Annotated in this window: 14 protein-coding genes; 6 read left to right on the forward strand and 8 right to left on the reverse strand. The window is 57.5% G+C overall.

What is annotated here, in order from left to right; translation table 11 throughout:
• Positions 1-19 precede the first annotated feature (19 nt).
• On the forward strand, positions 20-3,346 hold the full coding sequence (locus FEE96_RS21715) for a response regulator (protein ID WP_246079550.1): 3,327 nt from the start codon (positions 20-22) through the stop codon (positions 3,344-3,346).
• A gap of 190 nt (positions 3,347-3,536) precedes the next feature.
• Here FEE96_RS21715 and FEE96_RS21720 read toward each other — a convergent pair whose 3' ends face one another.
• The 6 genes from FEE96_RS21720 to FEE96_RS21745 are packed head-to-tail and all read right to left on the reverse strand — an operon-like array spanning position 3,537 to position 10,223.
• Positions 3,537-4,343 (reverse strand): ABC transporter ATP-binding protein, encoded by an 807-nt coding sequence (locus tag FEE96_RS21720; protein ID WP_138165233.1) that lies wholly within the window; start codon positions 4,341-4,343, stop codon positions 3,537-3,539.
• Positions 4,340-5,218: an ABC transporter ATP-binding protein gene (locus tag FEE96_RS21725; protein WP_138165234.1), complete on the reverse strand. Its 879-nt coding sequence runs from the start codon at positions 5,216-5,218 to the stop codon at positions 4,340-4,342. The genes FEE96_RS21720 and FEE96_RS21725 overlap by 4 nt, the downstream gene beginning before the upstream one ends.
• Entirely contained in the window at positions 5,215-6,066 is an 852-nt protein-coding gene (locus FEE96_RS21730) for an ABC transporter permease (RefSeq protein WP_138165235.1), read from the reverse strand. Before FEE96_RS21730 ends, FEE96_RS21725 begins: the two co-directional genes overlap by 4 nt.
• On the reverse strand, positions 6,059-7,069 hold the full coding sequence (locus FEE96_RS21735; RefSeq protein ID WP_171021784.1) for an ABC transporter permease: 1,011 nt from the start codon (positions 7,067-7,069) through the stop codon (positions 6,059-6,061). Before FEE96_RS21735 ends, FEE96_RS21730 begins: the two co-directional genes overlap by 8 nt.
• Positions 7,070-7,115: 46 nt before the next feature.
• Positions 7,116-8,642, reverse strand: coding sequence for an ABC transporter substrate-binding protein (locus FEE96_RS21740; protein WP_425467349.1), 1,527 nt, complete (start codon positions 8,640-8,642; stop codon positions 7,116-7,118).
• A gap of 15 nt (positions 8,643-8,657) precedes the next feature.
• On the reverse strand, positions 8,658-10,223 hold the full coding sequence (locus tag FEE96_RS21745) for a phytoene desaturase family protein (RefSeq protein WP_138165237.1): 1,566 nt from the start codon (positions 10,221-10,223) through the stop codon (positions 8,658-8,660).
• A gap of 108 nt (positions 10,224-10,331) precedes the next feature.
• Between FEE96_RS21745 and FEE96_RS21750 the strand changes: the two genes are divergently transcribed.
• From FEE96_RS21750 to FEE96_RS21770, 5 genes are read left to right on the forward strand one after another with little or no spacing between them, the layout of a single operon-like run.
• Positions 10,332-11,123 carry a cyclase family protein gene (locus FEE96_RS21750; protein ID WP_138165238.1) on the forward strand — a complete coding sequence of 264 codons (792 nt, stop codon included), beginning with the start codon at positions 10,332-10,334 and terminating at the stop codon, positions 11,121-11,123.
• 19 nt (positions 11,124-11,142) lie between these two features.
• Positions 11,143-12,720: a phytoene desaturase family protein gene (locus FEE96_RS21755; protein ID WP_246079552.1), complete on the forward strand. Its 1,578-nt coding sequence runs from the start codon at positions 11,143-11,145 to the stop codon at positions 12,718-12,720.
• Entirely contained in the window at positions 12,717-13,184 is a 468-nt protein-coding gene (locus tag FEE96_RS21760; protein WP_138165239.1) for a MarR family winged helix-turn-helix transcriptional regulator, read from the forward strand. Before FEE96_RS21755 ends, FEE96_RS21760 begins: the two co-directional genes overlap by 4 nt.
• A 39-nt stretch (positions 13,185-13,223) precedes the next feature.
• Positions 13,224-15,374: a thiamine pyrophosphate-dependent enzyme gene (locus FEE96_RS21765; RefSeq protein WP_138165240.1), complete on the forward strand. Its 2,151-nt coding sequence runs from the start codon at positions 13,224-13,226 to the stop codon at positions 15,372-15,374.
• Positions 15,371-16,939 (forward strand): indolepyruvate oxidoreductase subunit beta family protein, encoded by a 1,569-nt coding sequence (locus tag FEE96_RS21770; RefSeq protein WP_138165241.1) that lies wholly within the window; start codon positions 15,371-15,373, stop codon positions 16,937-16,939. The genes FEE96_RS21765 and FEE96_RS21770 overlap by 4 nt, the downstream gene beginning before the upstream one ends.
• A gap of 120 nt (positions 16,940-17,059) precedes the next feature.
• On the opposite strand, the gene FEE96_RS21775 is transcribed toward FEE96_RS21770, so the two are convergent.
• Positions 17,060-18,364: a type II toxin-antitoxin system HipA family toxin gene (locus tag FEE96_RS21775; RefSeq protein WP_171021785.1), complete on the reverse strand. Its 1,305-nt coding sequence runs from the start codon at positions 18,362-18,364 to the stop codon at positions 17,060-17,062.
• On the reverse strand, positions 18,357-18,695 hold the full coding sequence (locus tag FEE96_RS21780; protein ID WP_138165243.1) for a helix-turn-helix domain-containing protein: 339 nt from the start codon (positions 18,693-18,695) through the stop codon (positions 18,357-18,359). The genes FEE96_RS21775 and FEE96_RS21780 overlap by 8 nt, the downstream gene beginning before the upstream one ends.
• Positions 18,696-19,051 lie beyond the last annotated feature (356 nt).

Consider the following 19,051-nt stretch of genomic DNA (forward strand, 5'->3'; position numbering starts at 1 on the left):
CCCAATTGGAGAATTTTAGGTGCTAAGCGGAATTAGAGCCCGGTTGCTCGTCACCTTTTTGGTGGCCTCGGTCCTGCCCCTAACATTGGGCGGGATGGTGTTTTACGCTCTGGTCAATCAAACCATCACCTCTGAGACATTTCAAAAAGTTGGTTTTGCCCGCAACGCCAAGAGCGGTGAAATCAGCCAGTATCTCACTCACGCCCGTAAACAAGCCGAAGATTTGGCACAGTCGTCCAATGTGCGCTACTCGGTTGGGCAGTTCTATGGCTTTAGCTATGCGATCCGACAGTTAGCGGAAACTCCGCGCGCAGCAGGAGCCCTGTTGCGCGACATTTTTGAGGTCAACCAGTCCAGCCCCGAGTCTTTGGGCATCGGTACAAATGACCGCTTGTTGAGTGAGGCCCTTGAATACGCAAATATCTATCGCCGTTTTCATGCTGGCTTTCTCGGCTTTCTCAACGATAGCCCCTTTGATAATCTCTACCTTGTCGACCGGCATGGTCAGGTTGTCTATGCGGCACATGCAGATGCCTATCTTGGGCGGCATCTGGAAGGCGCCGCAGCAGGACTGGAAAACGCAAATGCTGCACTGCTCGACCATGATGGCTCTGCACCAATGGTGCAGGATTTTACCCGCGATGCAGTGACCGGCGAATTCTCGGCCTACCTGGCTGTCCCTGTTATTTTACATTCACGCACACGCGGCGCACTCATCCTTCGAATGCCCCCTACCGGCATCCAGTCGCTGCTGGACGGCAGTGAAATCCCATTGACGGTCTTGTCGGCCCAAAGGGCCGTCATTGCCGCGTCGGACCCCATCAGCGCCACTTCGATTGGTCATGCTGTGGCGCTACCAACTGAAATGGCAACGCCATCCTCTGTGGCCATTTTGGACTCCGGCCTATCCGGCAGCCCCGCACTCACCGCCTGGGGCCGATTGAACAGCCCCAACCCACTCTGGTTGGTAGTGGCCGAAGCCCCCAGTGATCAGGCTTTTTTCAATTCCCGGCGGTTGGGTATCGCCCTGTTGATTATTGGCGCAGGAACCATAGCCGTACTGGCTGTATTGGTGTTCCTTTTTTCCAAATCACTCACCCGGCCCATCCAAAGGCTAGCAGAGGCTGCCAGCGCTGTGGCCGAAGGCAGCCTTAATGAAAACCTGCCGGAATACGAACACCCTGTGGAATACGCGCGCCTGTCACGCGCGGTTAGCGGAATGCGCAAAGGGCTGCGTGATCAGGTGGATCAAATCCGGGATAAGAACGAAACCCTGCAGCAGAACCTCCGCCAGATCGAAGAAAAGAACGCAAAGCTGGAAGAAGCGGACCGGATGAAAGACCGGTTTCTGGCCAACACCAGTCACGAGCTACGGACCCCCCTGAACGGTATCATTGGCATACTGGAAACGCTGGAAACCGGGGTGATGGGGGACCTGCACCCGGCACAGAAAAGCCAGCTACGCCTGATTACATCATCCGCCAGGCGCCTGTCCCGGCTGGTCGATGATCTGCTGGATATCTACCGCATTCGTGAAGGCCGCATGCGTCTGGATTTGCAACCTTTGAATGTAGGCCATGCCCTGCGCAATGTGATCCAACTGGTTCAGCCGCTGATGCCCAAAGGGCGCAATACCGACAAGGTAGAGATCCATCTGGATCTTCCGGGTGATCTGCCAGCCGTGTTAGCAGACCCGGTGCGCTACGAACAAATCCTGTTCAACCTGATGTCCAATGCCGCCAAATACGGCGGTGGCAACGATATCGACATTTTTGCCAGAACCGAAGGCGGAACGCTTATCGTAGGCGTGAAAGATCAGGGCCCGGGCATTGCAACGGACAGCATGGACCGTATTTTCCACCCGCTGGAGCAACTCACCCCAGGAAGTCTTGGTCAACAGCAAGGCACAGGATTGGGCCTGACCATCGCCCGCAACCTGGCCGTCATGATGGACGGCACAATTGAAGTTACCAGTGAGCTTGGCAAAGGATCAATTTTCGAAATCCACCTGCCCGTCTCTGACCTGCTCGCACCAACGGCCCCCGAAGACTTCCCATCTCTGGAACTGCCAGAAGACCCTGTTGTTCCCCTGCGCACAATGGATGACACCAAAGAGAGTGACGACGATGCCCCCGTCGTGCTGTGTGTGGATGATGAACCGATTAACCTTCAGGTTCTACAGAACGTTCTGCATCCTCAGGGCTACCGCGTGATCAAAGCGTCCAGCGGCCCTGAAGCGTTGCGCAGCGTAGCGACTACCAGACCAGATCTGATCGTGTTGGATGTGATGATGCCGGGCATGAATGGCCTTGATGTGGCCCGCAATCTGCGTCGGCGCTACGGATTACATGACCTGCCAATCCTTCTGTTAACGGCGCGCGGCCGGTCCAGCGATATGATTGCCGGCTTCGACGCGGGCGCAAACGATTATGTGGTAAAACCCTTTGTTAGAGACGAATTGCTCAGCCGCATTCGCACATTGTTGCAAGCCTCACGCGCACAGCGCAGCAGCGAGGAAAATTTTGAGCTCCATGAGGAAGTTGAACGGCGCATCCAAATAGAAGACGCTCTGCGCTTATCTCAACGTCGTATGACCCAACTTCTCAACGCACTGGAAGAAGGATTGGTTTGCGTGAATGCGCGCGACGTGGTCACCTTTGCCAATGGTTCCGCCGAGCAGATATTGGGTCATCCCGTGATGTCGAACCAAACCATTCTGGCCGACCTCCTGCCCCAAGACCAGCACCGTCAGATTTCCCAGATCGAAGCAGACGACGATCCTCAGCAGCTCAAGCTTACTCTGCGAGGGACCGAATACACCACCAGCGTTTTTGCCATGATGCCCGAGGCAGGTGGCGGTAAAGCCCTCCTGCTTAGCCGGGCCAGTAACGCACACGGCGAAGCATTTGTTCAGTCTCTGCGCGATGTGGTCGACACTTCGCTGCCGTCCCTGATCGCACCCGAAGGGCCCGGCGCGCAGCCCAACCCGGTTCGGGACCCCTACCGCGATACCATCGTGGATCTGATGACCAGCTCTCTTGATCTGTGGTCGGACCTGACGGGAAAGGGCAAAATCGAGTTTGCCGAGACCTCCGGCATCTGGCGGGTCAACCTGGACAAGACGTCCTTACAAACAAGAACGCTGGACAAATACCTTCTGGCCGACACCCTGCCCACCAACCCTCGCTGGCGCGATGTGGTAAAGACGGTCAACTTCATTCAGACCACATCGAAGAGTGAACCACTGACGGATGACCTGAAGACGCGCTTGGCGCATCTGGCCAGCCAGTTGGAACTGTTTCGCGATATGGGAGTACAGCGCGGACTGGCTGATTTTAGCTCTTAGCCATGGCGCATCCCTATCCAGCTCATCCTGATTGAAAGGAACGGTACCGCAGCGCCCTGCCCTGACCTATGGTTTCAGACAGCAAAGGGCACGATGACGACGGATACGCACGCAGTAGCCGGGGCATCCACATATTGTTATGTGAACGCATTTTGGTAGATCCATCTTTTACGCACGGGGCTTTTACAGGTCAGTCCAACCAGCCCGGTGTCACCTCGGGCAAAGGGATCGCATCCAACAGATCACGGGTATATTGCGCCTGTGGTGCATCAAACAGCGCCTGCGTCGAGGCCTGCTCAACGATTTCCCCCTGGTGCAGCACCAGCGTTGTTTTGCACAGCCGCCGCACCACAGAGAGATCATGACTGATAAAACCCAGCGTCAGCCCCATGTCGCTCACCAGTTTTTCCAGCAGGTTCAGCACCTGCGCCTGTGACGAAACATCCAGCCCCGAAACCACCTCATCCGCCAGTATGAACTCGGGCTCGGTGGCGATAGCGCGGGCGATGCCAACGCGTTGACGCTGACCACCCGACAGCTCGTGCGGGTAGCGATTGCGAAAGGTGAGCGGCAGGCCAACCTGCGACAAGGCGAAATCCACCCGTTCAGTGATCTGGTCAAACCCGTGCAAATGCAGCGGCCCGGCAATCAGCGTCGCCACCCGGTGACGTGGGTTGAGCGAGGACATCGGGTCCTGAAAGATCATCTGGATACGTCGGCGCAGGGGTCGCAGGGCGACCTCGTCCATTTGGGAAATATCGGTGCCCTCAAACCGGATCTTGCCGCTATCAACATCCAGCAGCCGCACCATGGCGCGGCCCAGGGTAGATTTACCCGAGCCCGAGCCCCCCACGATTCCAATGACATCACCACGCGGTATGTCAAAGTTGAGACCTTTGAGAACTTCAATGCGTGGTGCGGCACCAAACAGAGGCTTGTGAGCCAGATCCGCAAACGAGAGCCGCAGATCACGGATTTCAAATAGCATCTCACTCATTGTCGTACCGTCTCTATCTGATGGGCCAGATCATGCGCGGCGATTTCAGCCTCAACCGCATGAATAGTCGCCTCGGGGACTGGCATCAGGCTGCCGCCCGGATCGGTGTATTTGGGCGTCGCCGCCAATAGCGCCGCCGAATAGGCATGGTCTGGCGCGCTGAAGAATTGATCCACTGATGTGTCCTCCAGTACCTTACCGCCAAAAAGAACCGTCATCGATTGGCAGAGCTTTGACACCACGCCAAGATCATGGGTGACAAACAACAATGCGGTGCCGTGGCGTGCCTGCATATCGCGGATCAGCCGCAAGATCTGCTTTTGCACCGTGACATCCAGCGCCGTTGTTGGCTCATCCGCAATGATCAACTGCGGCTCCGCTGCAAAGGCCGAGGCAATTAGGATACGTTGCCGCATCCCCCCCGAAAGCTCATGCGGGTAGGCCCGCATCACCCGTTCAGGTGCAGGAATATGCACCTCATGCAGCAGCTCTATCACGCGGGCCTCCGCCTCCCGGCGGCCCCAGCCGAGGATATCCACCAGCCGATCGCAGATTTGCGGCCCTACCCGGCGCGCCGGGTTCAGCGCCGTCAGCGGGTCCTGCGGGATCAGCGCCACCTTGGCACCAATCAACCGGCGACGGGCCTTTGGCGACATAGCCTGCAAGTCTTCGCCCTCCAGCAGGATCTCACCACCGGTGATGCGGATGGCATCTGGCAAAGTGCCCAAGATCGCCTTGCCAATCATGCTTTTGCCCGCGCCGCTTTCGCCCACCAAGGCGCGTACCTCCCCCGGGGCCACCTGCAACGAGACATCGCGCAGAATCGGCAGCGGTCCAACCCGCGCGTTCAGGTTCTTCAACTCAAGAAAGCTCATCGTAGCACCGGATCAAAATGGTCCTTCAGCCCTTCGCCAAGCTGGCTGAAGCTGAGAACGGTCAGGAAAAGGGTGATCAGTGGAACGACCAGCACCCACCAGGAGTGATGAATGGCGGCGCGCCCCTCGGCGATCATGCTGCCCCAAGTGGGATCATCAGTAGAGATCGACAGGTTCACAAAGCTGAGGATGGCCTCGACGATCACCGCGATGCCCATTTCCAAGGTCAGCAGCACCACAATTGTCGGCAGTACGTTAGGCAGGATCTCCCGTATCATAATACCAAACCGGCCCCGCCCCGCCACCTTGGCCGAAGCCACATAGTCCATTGCACCCTGCGTCATCGCCTCAGCCCGGATCACCCGGGCAAAGCGGGTCCAGTCGATCACCACAATCGCCACGATAATCGAGGTCAGCCCGGTGCCCATCACCGCGATCAGCAAAATGGCAAACAACACCGGTGGGAAGGCCATCCAGATCTCGATCAGCCGCGAAATCACCACATCAGCCCAGCCGCGATAGTAACCGGCGATCAGGCCCAGCACTGCCCCCAGTGCGCAGGTGCAACTGCCAGCAACCAATGCCACCAGCAGCGCAATGCGGGCACCATAGAGAACCCGGCTCAGCACATCACGCCCCAACGAGTCTGTTCCCAGGGGAAACCCCGGCTCGGACCCACCCTGCCACATAGGTGGCAATCGCGAGGCAAAGAGATCCTGCGCCAATGGGTCTTGCGGGGCCAACAAAGGCGCTGCAAGGGCCGCAACGACCAAGATCAACAGCCAACCACCCGAGAGCCAGAGCCGGGGATTAATCGGGCGTTTTGCCGCCGCGCGTCCATCAGCCATGTCGCAACCTCGGATTCAGCAGTGCATAGGTCAGATCAACCAGAAGATTGACCGTGGTAAAAATCACCGCGAACAGGATCACGATGCCCTGAATGAGCGGCAGATCTCGGTTGATCACCGCATCAATCGCCATATTGCCCAGCCCTTCGTAGGAAAACAGCCGCTCGATAATCACGGTGCCGCCGATTAGAAACGTAAACTGCACCCCCACCAGCGTCAGCGTCGGCAGGATTGCATTGGGCAGAGCCTCGCGCAGGATCACATGGTTTTCGCTATAGCCCTTGGTGCGGGCCAGGGTGGCATAGTCCAAGTGCATGGTTTCCTTCAGCGATTGTTTCAACAGCTGGGCAATGATGGCCGCCAGCGGGATGGCCAGAGCCAGCGCGGGCATGAACATATGGCTGACAAGGTCCAGCCAGATATCAAACCGCAGCCGCAGTAGACTCTCAAACAGGTAAAAGTTGGTCACAAAGGGCAGATCCAACGCCGGCGAAACCCGCCCCGAGATGTGGAACACCGGCCAAAGCACGCCAAACAGCAAAATGAACAACAACCCCCAAAGGAAATCCGGCACCGAGAGTGAGACGCCATTGGTGACATCAATCAGCGCCTCTGCCTTGCCTCCGCGTTGTCGGGTACCGATCAGCGCCAGAGTACCGCCAATCATTACTGCCATCACAAGCGCCATAATCGACAGTTCTAGTGTGGCAGGCAGCCGTCCCAGCACCAATGACATCACTGGCTGACGACTGGTAATCGAGGTGCCAAAATCACCCCCCAGAATGCCCCGGACCCAAATCAGGAACTGTTCCGGCAGGGTTTTGTCAAACCCATACAACGCCTTGAGCCGGGCGATGTCTTCTTCTCCCGCGCCGGGCGGCAGCATCATCGCGATGGGATTTCCCGGCACGATGCGAATGATAAAAAACACGATCACCGCAACGCCGATCAGGGTGATCGACATCGACAGCAATCGCTTCAGAATTATACGTATCAGGGTCATTGATTTATGTGCCGGGAAGAGCCACGCCCCTCCCGGCAACTGTCCTTTAGGAACGGGTCATCAGATGGGGCAGCAGTGCCCCCGAGGCATGCGGCACCACTTTGACGCCGGGTGCGTGCAAAATCGGCTGCACATATTGGAACAGAGGCAGCACCAAGGCATCGTCAGCGATCTTGCGATCGACCGCTTTCCAGCCCTCGATCCGTTTGGCCTCGTCGGCCTCGCCCCAAAGCGGCGCAATCATACCCACCAGATCTTCGCCATCCCAAACCGAATGCGGCGAGGGGCCAAACATTGCAAATCCGGTGGAGGTGGTCGGGTCACCGATTGAATTGCCCCAGTTGTAAAAGGCAGCAGGCGCCAAAGTATCTGTTGCGCGTAGCTCGTAATGCTTGGCAATCTCATAGACTTCGATTTCAGCCTCGATGCCGACCTTGCGCCACAACCCTACAATGGCCTGAATGACCTCGTAATCCTTGGGCTTGAACCCGCGGGTGGTCTGGATGGTAAAGCGCACCGGATTGTCAGTGGAATAGCCCGAGGCCGCCAGCAGCTCTTTGGCGCCTTCAGGATCATAAGGCGTGGTGACGCTCGCATCAAAAGCGGTGTAATCTGGTGTTTGCAACGTATCAATCGCAACGCCATACCCAGACAGCAGCCGGTCAACAATCGCCTGTTTGTTCACTGCTTTGACCGCCGCGCGGCGCACGTTAGGGTCTTTCATCACGTCGATATCGTTGAAGAAGATCATGCCAATGTCAGAAATCGGCTGCGCCACCCCAACCAGACCGCCAGCACGAAGACGGTCAAATTCCTCTGATGGCATTTCAAGCGTCACATGGGCGTTGCCAGATTCAACCTCTGCCACACGGGCGGTTGCATCGGTGACAAACTTGATGGTGACGGTTTTGAACTCTGGTGCCTGTCCCCAATAGCCGTCATAGGCTTTCAGCCGGATAAAGGCGTTCCGTTCGTATTTATCAACCACATAGGGGCCAGAGCCAATCGGCGCTGCCTCAAAACCTTCTTGGCCGTTCTTTTCGATATAGGCCTTGGGCAGCACATAACCGGTGAGGAAGGACATCCATTTAAAGATCGTTGGTTCAAACCGCAGCACATCGCCAGTGATCTGATTACCACTCACCTCAAAATTGCCAATGGTGGACCAGATGAACTGGATAGGATTACCACCCTCAGGATCAGCGGCGCGCTCCAGACTCCAAACCACATCTTCCGCGGTAAGCGGGCTGCCGTCATGCCAGGTAACGCCCTCACGGACTGTCATTTCGACTTTGGTCTGGTCTGCGTTCCAACCCCAGTCTGTCAGGATACCCGGGGCCTGACTGAGATCCGTGTCCTGGGCGATAAACATGTCAAAGACCGACTGATAGATGCCCTGAATAGTTGGGTTTACGGCAGAAGTTCCCAGCGTTGGATTCCAGCTGGGCAGATTGACGTTATTGGCAATCACCAGATCGTCGATCCCTGCGGCCAGAGCCGGCAGGCCTGTTGTCGCCAGTGCAATTGTCGCTGCACTCAGTTTCAGCAGTCCGCGTCTTGAAAAATCCGTCACAGTCATTCCTCCCTTTTATGATGTCAGTTTTTTGCCCAGCAAATACCCCGGCCCAACGCCGGTGCCTGCGCCTGGCCAGACGGCAGCGCCAGTGTGGTACAAGTCTTTGATGGGCGTGGTTCCATCCGTGCGTCCGCGCATTGGACGATAGATAAAGTGCTGCGACAGATGATGACTGCCACAGATCTGGTCACCACCGACCAGATTGGGGTTGTCCGCTTCCAGCTCTGCCGGGGTTACGATCCTTTGAGCGATGATCTTGGCGCGGGTGCCGGGGGCATGGGCCTCGACAATATCCAGTGCCCGTTGCGCCATTGGTTCAGCGGCAGTTTGCCAGTCCAGCGCAGTGATTTCGCCGCCCGCATCACCTAAAATTTCACCCGGAACCATACGCACCTGTAGCCACAGGGTATGCTTGCCCGCGGGGGCGCGGCTGGGGTCGATGGTTGTGGGCTGACCTACAACCACCACCGGTTCTTGCGGCAGCAAGCCCGCAACGGCCTGCTGATAGCAGCGCGCCATCTGGTCCATGCTGGGTGCTAAGTGCACATAGGCATAGTCCCGCAACTGATCAGAAGCCCCCCAGTCCGGCAGATCCTCCATCGCCAGATGCACCATCATAGTGCCCGGCGCATGGCGGAAATTCTTGAGCCCCTTGTCATAGTGGGGCTCCGTCTCACCAATCAGTGCGCTGAGATTTTTGGGCGCAACATTGGCAATCACCGATTTTTCGGCGCGATGCTCGCTGCCATCCGACAGCCGGACGCCAACCGCCCTTCCCTGCTCGATCAGAATGCGGTCAACGCGGGCATCGCAGGTCACGGTGCCGCCCTCAGCCTCGATACATTTAAGCAGCGCCCGCGTGACGGTATCTGCACCACCCTTGCCAATCACCATGCCAAAGGCCTGGTTGGCCATGGCCTCGAGATAAGGGAACAATGCGCCCCCGGCGACATCAGGCGCAAAATCCAAATGCATGCCCCAAGCCGCCAGTGTTGATTTCACATGGGGGGAGGTAAAAGTCTCATCCAGCCAGGCGCGCGGCGAAGAAGCCAGGAATTGCCCGAGGTCCAAGGCCCCCGAGAGCTTTTTTGCCCGCAGCAGCTTCCAGATATTCTTCGCCACGGCACGAAAGCCAAAGGAAGACCCCAAAATAGCAAAGATATGCGACGCCTGATCGGGAAATTCATCACTAAGGGCACGCCAGGTTTCCGAATCACTATTTGCAAATGCATGTATTGCAGAGACATTAGCTTCGGCATCATTTCCGATGCCCAACCAGCGCCCATCCACAAAAGAACTGGCAAAACAACGCTGCGCCGGAACAAATTCCAATCCGGCTTCCGTGAGCATGTCACCAAACTCCTGAAAGAAAGGGGATCCCGTGAACAAAGACAGGTTCATTGCCGCCCAGTCATGGGTGAAACCCGGTGCTGTGTAAGCCCCAGACTTTACCGCGCCACCCGGTTCTGACGCCTGCTCAAACACCGAAACCCGCAAACCTGCACGCTGCAAAATCACCGCAGTTGCAAGGCTATTCACCCCGGATCCAACAATCAGAACATCAGAATTTTGACGCATATTTCCCCCTCTCGTGGCTATAGTGTTTGCAAATGCAAATATATTTGTCTAGCTTTGATTCATAAATCAGCACCCCGAACAGGGGGCGATCACTTCAGGGAGAGTGCTATGAGCGCGCAAAATACACTTACCAACTTGGGGCAACTGCTGGCCTCTGGCGGTGTCCGAGTTGTAGATTGTTCCGGGGTTTTGGGGCCGGACACACCAATCCTGCAACTGCCAGAGGACTTTGCCAAACCCACCCCCAAAGTCGAAATCCACAAGATCAGCGAATACGACGCCGATGGGCCGTTTTTTGCCTGGAACTGGATGGTTCTCGGAGAGCACTCGGGCACCCATTTTGACGCGCCGCATCACTGGATCACCGGTAAAGACTATGAGGATGGCTATACTGACACGCTGGATGTAAATCGCCTGATTGCGCCTGTGAACGTCATCGATTGCGCCGCCGAAAGCGCGGCGAATGCTGACTTTCTACTGACGGCGGACCACGTCAAAGCCTGGGAAGCCGAACATGGCGAAATCGGTGAAGGCGAATGGGTTGTGTTGCGCAGCGATTGGGACAAACGCGCCGATGACGAGGCCGCATTCCTCAACGCCGATGAAAATGGCCCGCACTCCCCCGGCCCAACACCGGACTGTGTGGAATACCTACTGTCGAAAAAGATCGTCGGTTGGGGCAACCAGTGCATTGGCACCGATGCCGGTCAGGCAGGCGCGATGGACCCACCCTACCCGGCCCACAACATGCTGCACCGGGACAATTGCTTTGGGCTTGCCTCACTTGCCAACCTTGATCAACTGCCCGCCAAAGGCGCGATCCTGATTGCCGCACCGCTAAAAATTCAGCATGGCACCGGCTCTCCCATCCGCGCTCTGGCGTTGGTTCCTCAGGGTTAAGGCAGAGCAGGTAATACAAATGGCCGATCACGTCATCATTGGCAGTGGCATCAACGCGCTTGTCGCGGGGGCCCTGTTGTCGCGCAGCGGCAAAAAGGTGCTTTTGCTGGAGCGTGAAGACCGCATCGGCGGCTGCATGATGACACATGCGGCCACCCTGCCCGGCTTTGCTCATGACGTGATGGCCGCCACCTTTGTGCTGTTTCTGACCTCCCCCGCCTATGCAGAACTGGCCGAGGATCTTGGAAAGCACGGGTTTGAGCTCTGCCATACTGCGCACCCCACCGCCGTGCTGCGTCCCTGCGGGCGCGGTGCGCGGCTGACCACTGACCGCACCCAAAACATTGCCGCCTTTAACACTCTGGCTGCGGATGATGGCGATCAGCACAGTGTTGATGTGACAGGGATCGAGGCCGATGCACCGTTCCTCTTCGCGCTGCTGGGGGGCGACCTGTGGTCTTGGGCCACCGCCCGCTTGCTGCTGGGACAGGTCCGCAAACGAGGCCTGAACGGGTTGAAGTCCTGGATTGGCACCGCCTTACGTCCGGCACGTGGTTGGCTTGAAACCTCTTACTCCAGCCCTGACATTCAGGCGCTTTGGGCCCCTTGGGTGCTGCACACCGGCCTCACACCCGAAAGCAGCTATTCCGGTCAGATGGGCAAGGTCATTGCCTTTGCGCTGGAGGCCGCAGGCGCACCCATCGTCAAAGGCGGCGCGGGCGAGGCCGCCTTGGCCTTTCGCCGGTTGATCGAGGCAAATGGTGGCGAAATCCGCACCGGAGTTGACGTGGCAAAGATCACCCTCTCTGAACCCAATGGAAAAACCCAAAGGGTGACCGGTGTTGAAACCGCGAGTGGTGAGATAATCCCCGCCAAACATGTCCTTGCCTCTGTCACACCATCACAACTGTATAACCGCTTGCTCACAGACGACGCCCCACAAGAACAGATTGCCCAAGCACAGCAGTACCGTCACGGACGTGGTAATTTTCAACTGCACTACGCGCTGGATGCTGTACCCGAATGGCTGGCTGAGGGTCTGGAAGATGTGGCGCTGATCCACCTCAGCGACGGGATAGATGCAGTGTCAAAATCCGCCAACGAGGCAGAGCGCGGCATGCTGCCCGAAACGCCCACCATATGCGTGGGCCAGCCACATCGTCTCGATCCCAGCCGTTGCCCAGAGGGTAAGGCAATCCTCTGGCTGCAAATCCCCGACGCACCGCGTCAGATCAAAGGCGACGCCGCAGACCAGATCGCCACTGATGGCTCGTGGGACGAGGCAACCCGCGAAGCCTTTGCTGATCGGATCGAGGACATTTTAGCGCGCCACATCAAGAGTTTCGACAAAATCAAACTGGCGCGCACGGCCTATTCCCCCGCTGATCTGGCAGCACTGAACATGAACCTGGTGGGTGGTGACCCCTATGGCGGTGCCTGCACCCTTGATCAGTTTTTTACCTTCCGCCCGTTTAGCTCTTCGCGCAACGGCAGTACTCTCTTTCGCAACCTGCACCACATTGGTGCCTCCACCCACCCCGGCCCCGGACTTGGCGGCGGATCGGGGTTCAATACTGCGAAAAGGCTCGGCGCATGACACAGGATCTGGCAACGCTTCGGTTTGGCGAAATTGGTCTGGGCAATTTTGCCCCCTATCTGATGAACCGCATCATGGGCCGCTATAACGCCAGCCTGCGCGAAGAGATGGCCGAACTGGGGCTGACCACCCCCAAGGTTCGCTGCCTGGCTGTTTTGGCAATGATTGACGGCATCCTGATTGGCGAGCTGGCGGTCTATGCGGTGGTGGAATACTCCACCCTGTCGCGCACCCTGGATGGGCTGGAAAAAGAAGAGCTGGTGCGCCGCCAGCCCGACCCCGAAGACCAGCGCGCCACCCGGGTATTCCTGAGCGATGCCGGGCGCGCCACCTTTGAAAAGGTCTGGCCACGCATGGCACAGACCTACGCCCAGATGTTCGAGGGTATCTCAACCGATGAACGGCTGGCCTTTGAGGCCACCTTGCAAAAAATCCTGCGCAACGTGCGGGTTCACGACTTTTAACGACCCCGGCCCCCACGGCCGGGACCACGGAGGATAAAGATGGCAGAGCGCTCTTTCAAAAAAGAAGTAGAGCATCTCCGGGCAGGCACGGGCGAGACATTCACAGGCGAAGGTATTCTCGCTATCACCAAAGCACTCTTGGAAAACGGCGTTGGGTATGTGGGCGGCTATCAAGGCGCACCGATTTCGCATCTGATGGATGTCTTGGCCGACGCTGAGGAATTACTGGGCGAACTCGGTGTGCGGTTTGAGGCCAATGCATCGGAAGCGGCGGCGGCGGCAATGCTTTCGGCCTCGGTGCATTATCCCATTCGCGGCGCGGTGACGTTCAAAGGCTCGGTTGGGGTCAATGTCGCCTCGGATGCGCTGGCCAACCTCTCCTCTTCCGGTGTCACAGGCGGCGCGGTGGTGATCGTTGGCGAAGACTACGGCGAAGGCTCCTCCATCATGCAAGAGCGCAGCCATGCCTTTGCGATGAAATCACAATTCTGGCTGATGGACCCGCGCCCCAACCTGCCCTCAATCGTGCAATCGGTTGGCCAGAGCTTTGAGCTGTCCGAGGCGTCCAACACGCCGGTGATGCTCATGGTCCGCATTCGCTCCTGTCATGTGACGGGCAGCTTTGAGTGCCATGACAACCAGCGCCCTGCCCTGACGGTCAAAGATGCGCTGTCAAATCCGCAGCGTGACTGGAACCGGGTGGTGCTACCGCCGATGTCTTTTGCGCATGAACAGGACAAGGTAAATAACCGCTGGCCTGCCGCCCAACAGCACATCATCGACCAGCAGTTAAACGAGTTTTTCGGACCTGACAGCGGCAAAATCGGCATTGTTTGCCAAGGCGGTATGTACAATGGCGTCATCCGAGCACTGCAACGGCTTGGTCTGGCCGATATCTACGGCGACACCGATATCCCGATATACTGTCTGAACGTCACCTATCCGCTGGTGGATCAGGAATTCCTCGCCTTTGCCAAAGACAAAAAGGGCGTTCTGATCATCGAGGAAGGCCAGCCCGAGTTCATCGAGCAAGGGTTTTCGACCATGTTACTGCGTTCAGATCTGAGCGTGAAGCTGCACGGCAAGGATGTTTTCCCCATGGCCGGCGAATACACCGGACAGGTGATGCTCGACGGAATTTCCGCCTTTGTGGCGCAATATTCTCCCGATTTGATGCCCGGCCAGATGCGCGCGCCCAATCAGCCCGAACCCGAACTTCCCGACCTGTCGCAAACTGTCCCAATCCGGCCGCCTGGGTTTTGTACGGGTTGTCCGGAACGGCCCATTTTTGCCGCCCTGAAGCTGGTACAGCAAGAGCTGGGGGAACATCAGATCAGCGCCGATATCGGCTGCCACCTCTTTGCCTCGCTGCCCCCCTTTGACATTGGCGGCGCCACTATGGGCTATGGGCTTGGGCCCGCCTCAAATGCGGCCTTTGATGGCGGCGGCGAACGCAGAGCCATTTCGATCATTGGCGATGGCGGCTTTTGGCACAATGGGCTGTCCTCTTCGATTGGCAATATGGTGTTTAACAAGGCCGACAGCGTCGCCGTGGTGGTCGATAACTACTATTCAGCTGCCACCGGCGGACAGGACATCCTGTCCAGTCGCGCGGACAATCCAACTAAATCCACCAATAACCCGATCACCAAGGCCCTGTCCGGCGTAGGCGTCGATTGGGTCCGCCACATCGATCACACCTATGACGTTACCAAGATGCGAGCCATTTTTCACGAGGCTCTGACCACCGAATATGACGGGCCCAAGGTAATCGTGGCCTCCAGCGAGTGTATGTTGAATCGTCAACGAAGAGAAAAACCCCAGCGTAATCAAATGATTAGCGATGGAAAGCGGATGGAGATCCCTCGTTTCGGTGTTGACGAAGACATCTGCACCGGAGATCACGCCTGTATCCGCCTATCGGGCTGTCCGTCACTATCTGTGAAACATCTGAACGATCCGCTGCGTGATGATCCGGTGGCAAGCATTGATCAGTCCTGCGTTGGCTGTGGCAACTGCGGCGAGGTGGCGGATGCCGCTGTGCTCTGCCCCAGTTTCTACCGCGCCGATGTGGTGCATAACCCCGGAAAATTTGAATCCCGTTGGGCCCGCATGTCCGGACGGATCATCCACTGGCTACAGTCCCGGCGTAAGCTCGGCCGTCTTGAATTTCTGGAGATCGCGCCATGAACGCAGCCCCGAAACTGACCCCCAAACAGCCGGACAACCAGCTGAAATCAATCATTAAACTGGCCATTTTGGCCGTAGGTGGCCAGGGCGGCGGGGTGCTGACCTCTTGGATCGAAGCGGCAGCGCGCAGCCAGGGTTACATCACCCAGGCGACCTCTGTCGCAGGGGTTGCGCAGCGCACCGGCGCCACCATCTACTACATCGAGATGGCGCCCCAGGGCGGAGAAGGCACTGCGATGCCGGTGTTTTCCCTGGCGCCTTCGGCTGGCGACGTCGATATCATGATCGCCGCCGAAATGATGGAGGCAGGGCGCGCCATTCTGCGTGGCTTTGTCACGCCAGATCGCACCACGCTGATTGCCTCTAGTCACCGCACGCTGGCCTTGTCTGAAAAGATGACCCCCGGCGATGGCATTGCGTCCAGTGATGAGGTCCGCGCCGCCGCTGAAATTGCGGCTGATCAATTGATCCTGTTCGACATGGACAAATTAGCCGCGGACAACGGATCGGTGATCTCTTCAGCGCTATTTGGCGCTCTGGCAGGATCCGGCGCCCTGCCCTTTCCGCGTGTTGCGTTCGAAGAGGCCATCCAGGCCTCAGGTAAGGGCGTCGCGGCCAGCCTGCGCGCCTTTGGCGCCGCCTATTCGCGCGCGCAGTCACCAAACCCCGAATCCCCTCCCTCTGAGGCACCACCCGCCCCCATGCAGGCCAGTCGTGATCCCAGCCCTCGTGGCCCGGCACGTCTACTGTCGCAATGGGAGGCACTGGATGCTGAGGCTCGTGCCCTACCCGGCGCAGAGATGGCGCTGCTGGGCTTACGTCGCGTGGTCGAGTTTCAGGATCTCGCCTATGGCCGCGATTATCTGACACATCTGCGCCCCCTAGCCCAACAGGACCGCGGTGACGGAACACTGGCCGAAGCTGCCGCCAAGCATATCGCCAATGCCATGTGCTATGACGACATCATCCGAGTGGCCGACCTCAAAACCCGCAAAAGCCGCTTTGACCGCATCCAGACCGAGATGAAGGCTGACGACAAGCCGGTGCAACTGACAGAGTTCTTTCACCCGCGCGGCGAAGAAATCATCAGCCTGCTGCCAGCCGCGCTTGGCACCTGGATAGAGGCCCGCCCCCGGCTTGCTGCCTGGATCGACCGACGCCTCAACAAAGGTCGTCGCATTCGCACCCATCGGCTGCGTGGCTTTGTTCTGCTATATGTGATCGCTGGACTGCGTCGCACCCGACGCTACAGCCTGCGCCACCAAGTAGAACAGGCGCATCTTCTGAACTGGTTGACCCTATGCAATGAAACGCTGCCAAAGAACTACGATCTGGCGGTAGAGCTGCTGCTGTGTCGTCGTCTGATCAAAGGCTATTCAGACACCCATGTTCGTGGCCTATCCAAATTCGCCCGCATTCTGGACACCCTGCCCGCGCTGATCGAGCGTGACGATGCAGCCCAGTGGATTGCCCGCCTACGCGAAGCCGCCCTGCAGGACTCGACTGGCAACGCCTTGGACGGTGCCATTCAGACTGTATCGTCCTTTACCGAACCGCCAGGGTGAACACGCCTTGGCCCCCTACCCCGGTTGGTTCGCACTTGCGTTTCCCGCTGCCCGATCGGCGCAACGGAGCTAAAGAACCGCGGCTTTTCCTTGAATTAGAGCCACAACCCCAAAGCGGGGCTATGTGCCTCGCAGGTCCAGCCGAAATGTCTTTTTGATGCGGATGATGTCTTCTGGGTCGACTTCTGCCCTATTGGCATGCGTTTCCCACTTTTCGACCGATCCAGAGACCTCAGCGATGACCTGACGGGCTTTCGCCTCCTTCAGGCCCACGTTGGATGCAAAAGCCAGCAAGTCTGCCTGAGAGAACCCATTGCGCTTCCCAGCCATGCTCATTTGATGATCACGGGTCCACGCGCCTTTGGGGTTGTAGGAATACGCAATATCGTAAGCTGGCGAAAGCCGCCAAGACCCAGACCGATCCATGAGAAACGAGATGTTTTTAACATGGTCGTCCTGGTTGCGCGCGACGACGTTGAAGACGGCACGCCTGTACTGCTGTTCAACAACGTCCATCCCAAGGCCAAGTTTTCTGAGGGTCAGGATTGCTTGCTCGTAAGAATAAGAGGCAGGGTCGTTAAAGTCGAAATGCTGCATTGCGCCTAGAGACTGCATATGGATTTTGCGGCCCCTGTCGTCGCGGTCAAACCGACGGGTCATAAAGTGGCTGCGACCACCTTCATGGTGCAACCGGCATTCGGACATGTCGATGCCAGCATCCTGCGCCATCAAATAATATGCATACTCAATCCTGCCAAATCCCTGCGGGTCAGCAAGTTCCTTATCACGGTTGTTCGATACGCCGTCGAATTTCAACAGCCAATGCTCATAGCCTTCGCTTACTTTCACCTGTCCAGATCTGAAATCGCCGGTCTTGCGGTTCCAGGCAAGGACCGCCTTAGCCCGGGCACCGCCTGCAGATGTTCCGACGCTCAAAATGTCTTCCAGCGCATCCGCGTCGTCTTCACCTCCAAGCTGCCCGGTTAGATTCTCCCGTTCATTCAAAACTCTGTTTGCGAGGTTCAACAGTTGAGCAACTTCCAGCTTTTTTGATTTAGTCACCTTGCGAACAGTGGGTTGAAACTCCAGCGCGCCAATCCCGCGATTGCCGATGTAGCAAAGCCGGTCAACCGGGCTAAAATTTTCCACACTCCGCCCGGTTTCAGCCAGCCAAGCATCGATAAGCCGATTACCAAACTTATCCGGGAGCGCATCAGCAAGCATGCCGGGAAGCCCCTTGAAGGTTTCTTTCCGAAGAGCTGAGAATTCGTAAGGCGCTTCCCTGACTGGCATTTTCAAGGGTGCTACTTCGATGCCAGCCCCCACGAACTCCGGGTCGTACTGGAACACCCCTAAGGAACGCGCCTCATCCCAACTCACAGCGCCAATGCGCCTCCCCCACAAAACAACACTTGCATCAGTCATCACTTTCCTCGCCCCACGTCCATGTGGGTTTGGCGGGTTTCTTCTCGACAGGCCGCGCCCGTTGGCGTTCGTTGCCTTTCCCCGAGATACGCTCGATAGGTCGAATTTGTCCCTCCGGCAGGGCCGACAGGATTGCCTCCTCCAGATCAAGCGCCGCGATGACGCGCAAAAACGTATCAAGCGTCGAAGGCTCGCCTCCCTCGAGGCGCCGCAAGGTACGCACGCCGATACCAGCTTGCCCAGCCAGTACAGCCTGCGTCACGTTCCGTGAGAGCCTTAGCCGTGCCAACCGCTCCCCGATCTCAATTTCTACTTGCTGAGAGGTCGCCATTTTGTCCTTAAAGGTCACATGATGCCGGTTATTTCGGAAAATTTGAATTTACAGGCCGTATTTGGCCTCTTATTTCCAAATTTGTCAACGGGCCACATATAACCCATTGAGCAGGCAATTGACCCTTAATGAGCCGCATATGGCCTCTCACACAACTCACTCATCATCTGCCGATTAGAACTTCGTTGTTCAAGGAGTTTGAATCCGTCTACCTACGTGACCCAAGGCAATCGCGTTCAAATTGGTCACCCGTGCCCTACCCTCTGTGTCGCCCTACTGGTCCCGTTGAAATTCGACAAAAACTGGGTCGATCGTCAAATTCAATCTCACTGTTTTTACCGTAAAGATAGGAATTC

Origin of the sequence: Parasedimentitalea maritima, from assembly GCF_005771405.1 — a bacterium.
Classification (GTDB): domain Bacteria; phylum Pseudomonadota; class Alphaproteobacteria; order Rhodobacterales; family Rhodobacteraceae; genus Parasedimentitalea; species Parasedimentitalea maritima.

Excerpts from the sequence above, each read along its gene's own strand:
- FEE96_RS21730 (WP_138165235.1), bottom strand. The coding sequence starts at position 6,066 with ATGGCTGATGGACGCGCGGCGGCAAAACGCCCGATTAATCCCCGGCTC.
- FEE96_RS21725 (WP_138165234.1), bottom strand. The coding sequence starts at position 5,218 with ATGAGCTTTCTTGAGTTGAAGAACCTGAACGCGCGGGTTGGACCGCTG.
- FEE96_RS21760 (WP_138165239.1), top strand. The coding sequence starts at position 12,717 with ATGACACAGGATCTGGCAACGCTTCGGTTTGGCGAAATTGGTCTGGGC.
- FEE96_RS21720 (WP_138165233.1), bottom strand. The coding sequence starts at position 4,343 with ATGAGTGAGATGCTATTTGAAATCCGTGATCTGCGGCTCTCGTTTGCG.
- FEE96_RS21745 (WP_138165237.1), bottom strand. The coding sequence starts at position 10,223 with ATGCGTCAAAATTCTGATGTTCTGATTGTTGGATCCGGGGTGAATAGC.
- FEE96_RS21750 (WP_138165238.1), top strand. The coding sequence starts at position 10,332 with ATGAGCGCGCAAAATACACTTACCAACTTGGGGCAACTGCTGGCCTCT.
- FEE96_RS21765 (WP_138165240.1), top strand. The coding sequence starts at position 13,224 with ATGGCAGAGCGCTCTTTCAAAAAAGAAGTAGAGCATCTCCGGGCAGGC.
- FEE96_RS21770 (WP_138165241.1), top strand. The coding sequence starts at position 15,371 with ATGAACGCAGCCCCGAAACTGACCCCCAAACAGCCGGACAACCAGCTG.
- FEE96_RS21780 (WP_138165243.1), bottom strand. The coding sequence starts at position 18,695 with ATGGCGACCTCTCAGCAAGTAGAAATTGAGATCGGGGAGCGGTTGGCA.
- FEE96_RS21775 (WP_171021785.1), bottom strand. The coding sequence starts at position 18,364 with ATGACTGATGCAAGTGTTGTTTTGTGGGGGAGGCGCATTGGCGCTGTG.
- FEE96_RS21755 (WP_246079552.1), top strand. The coding sequence starts at position 11,143 with ATGGCCGATCACGTCATCATTGGCAGTGGCATCAACGCGCTTGTCGCG.
- FEE96_RS21735 (WP_171021784.1), bottom strand. The coding sequence starts at position 7,069 with ATGACCCTGATACGTATAATTCTGAAGCGATTGCTGTCGATGTCGATC.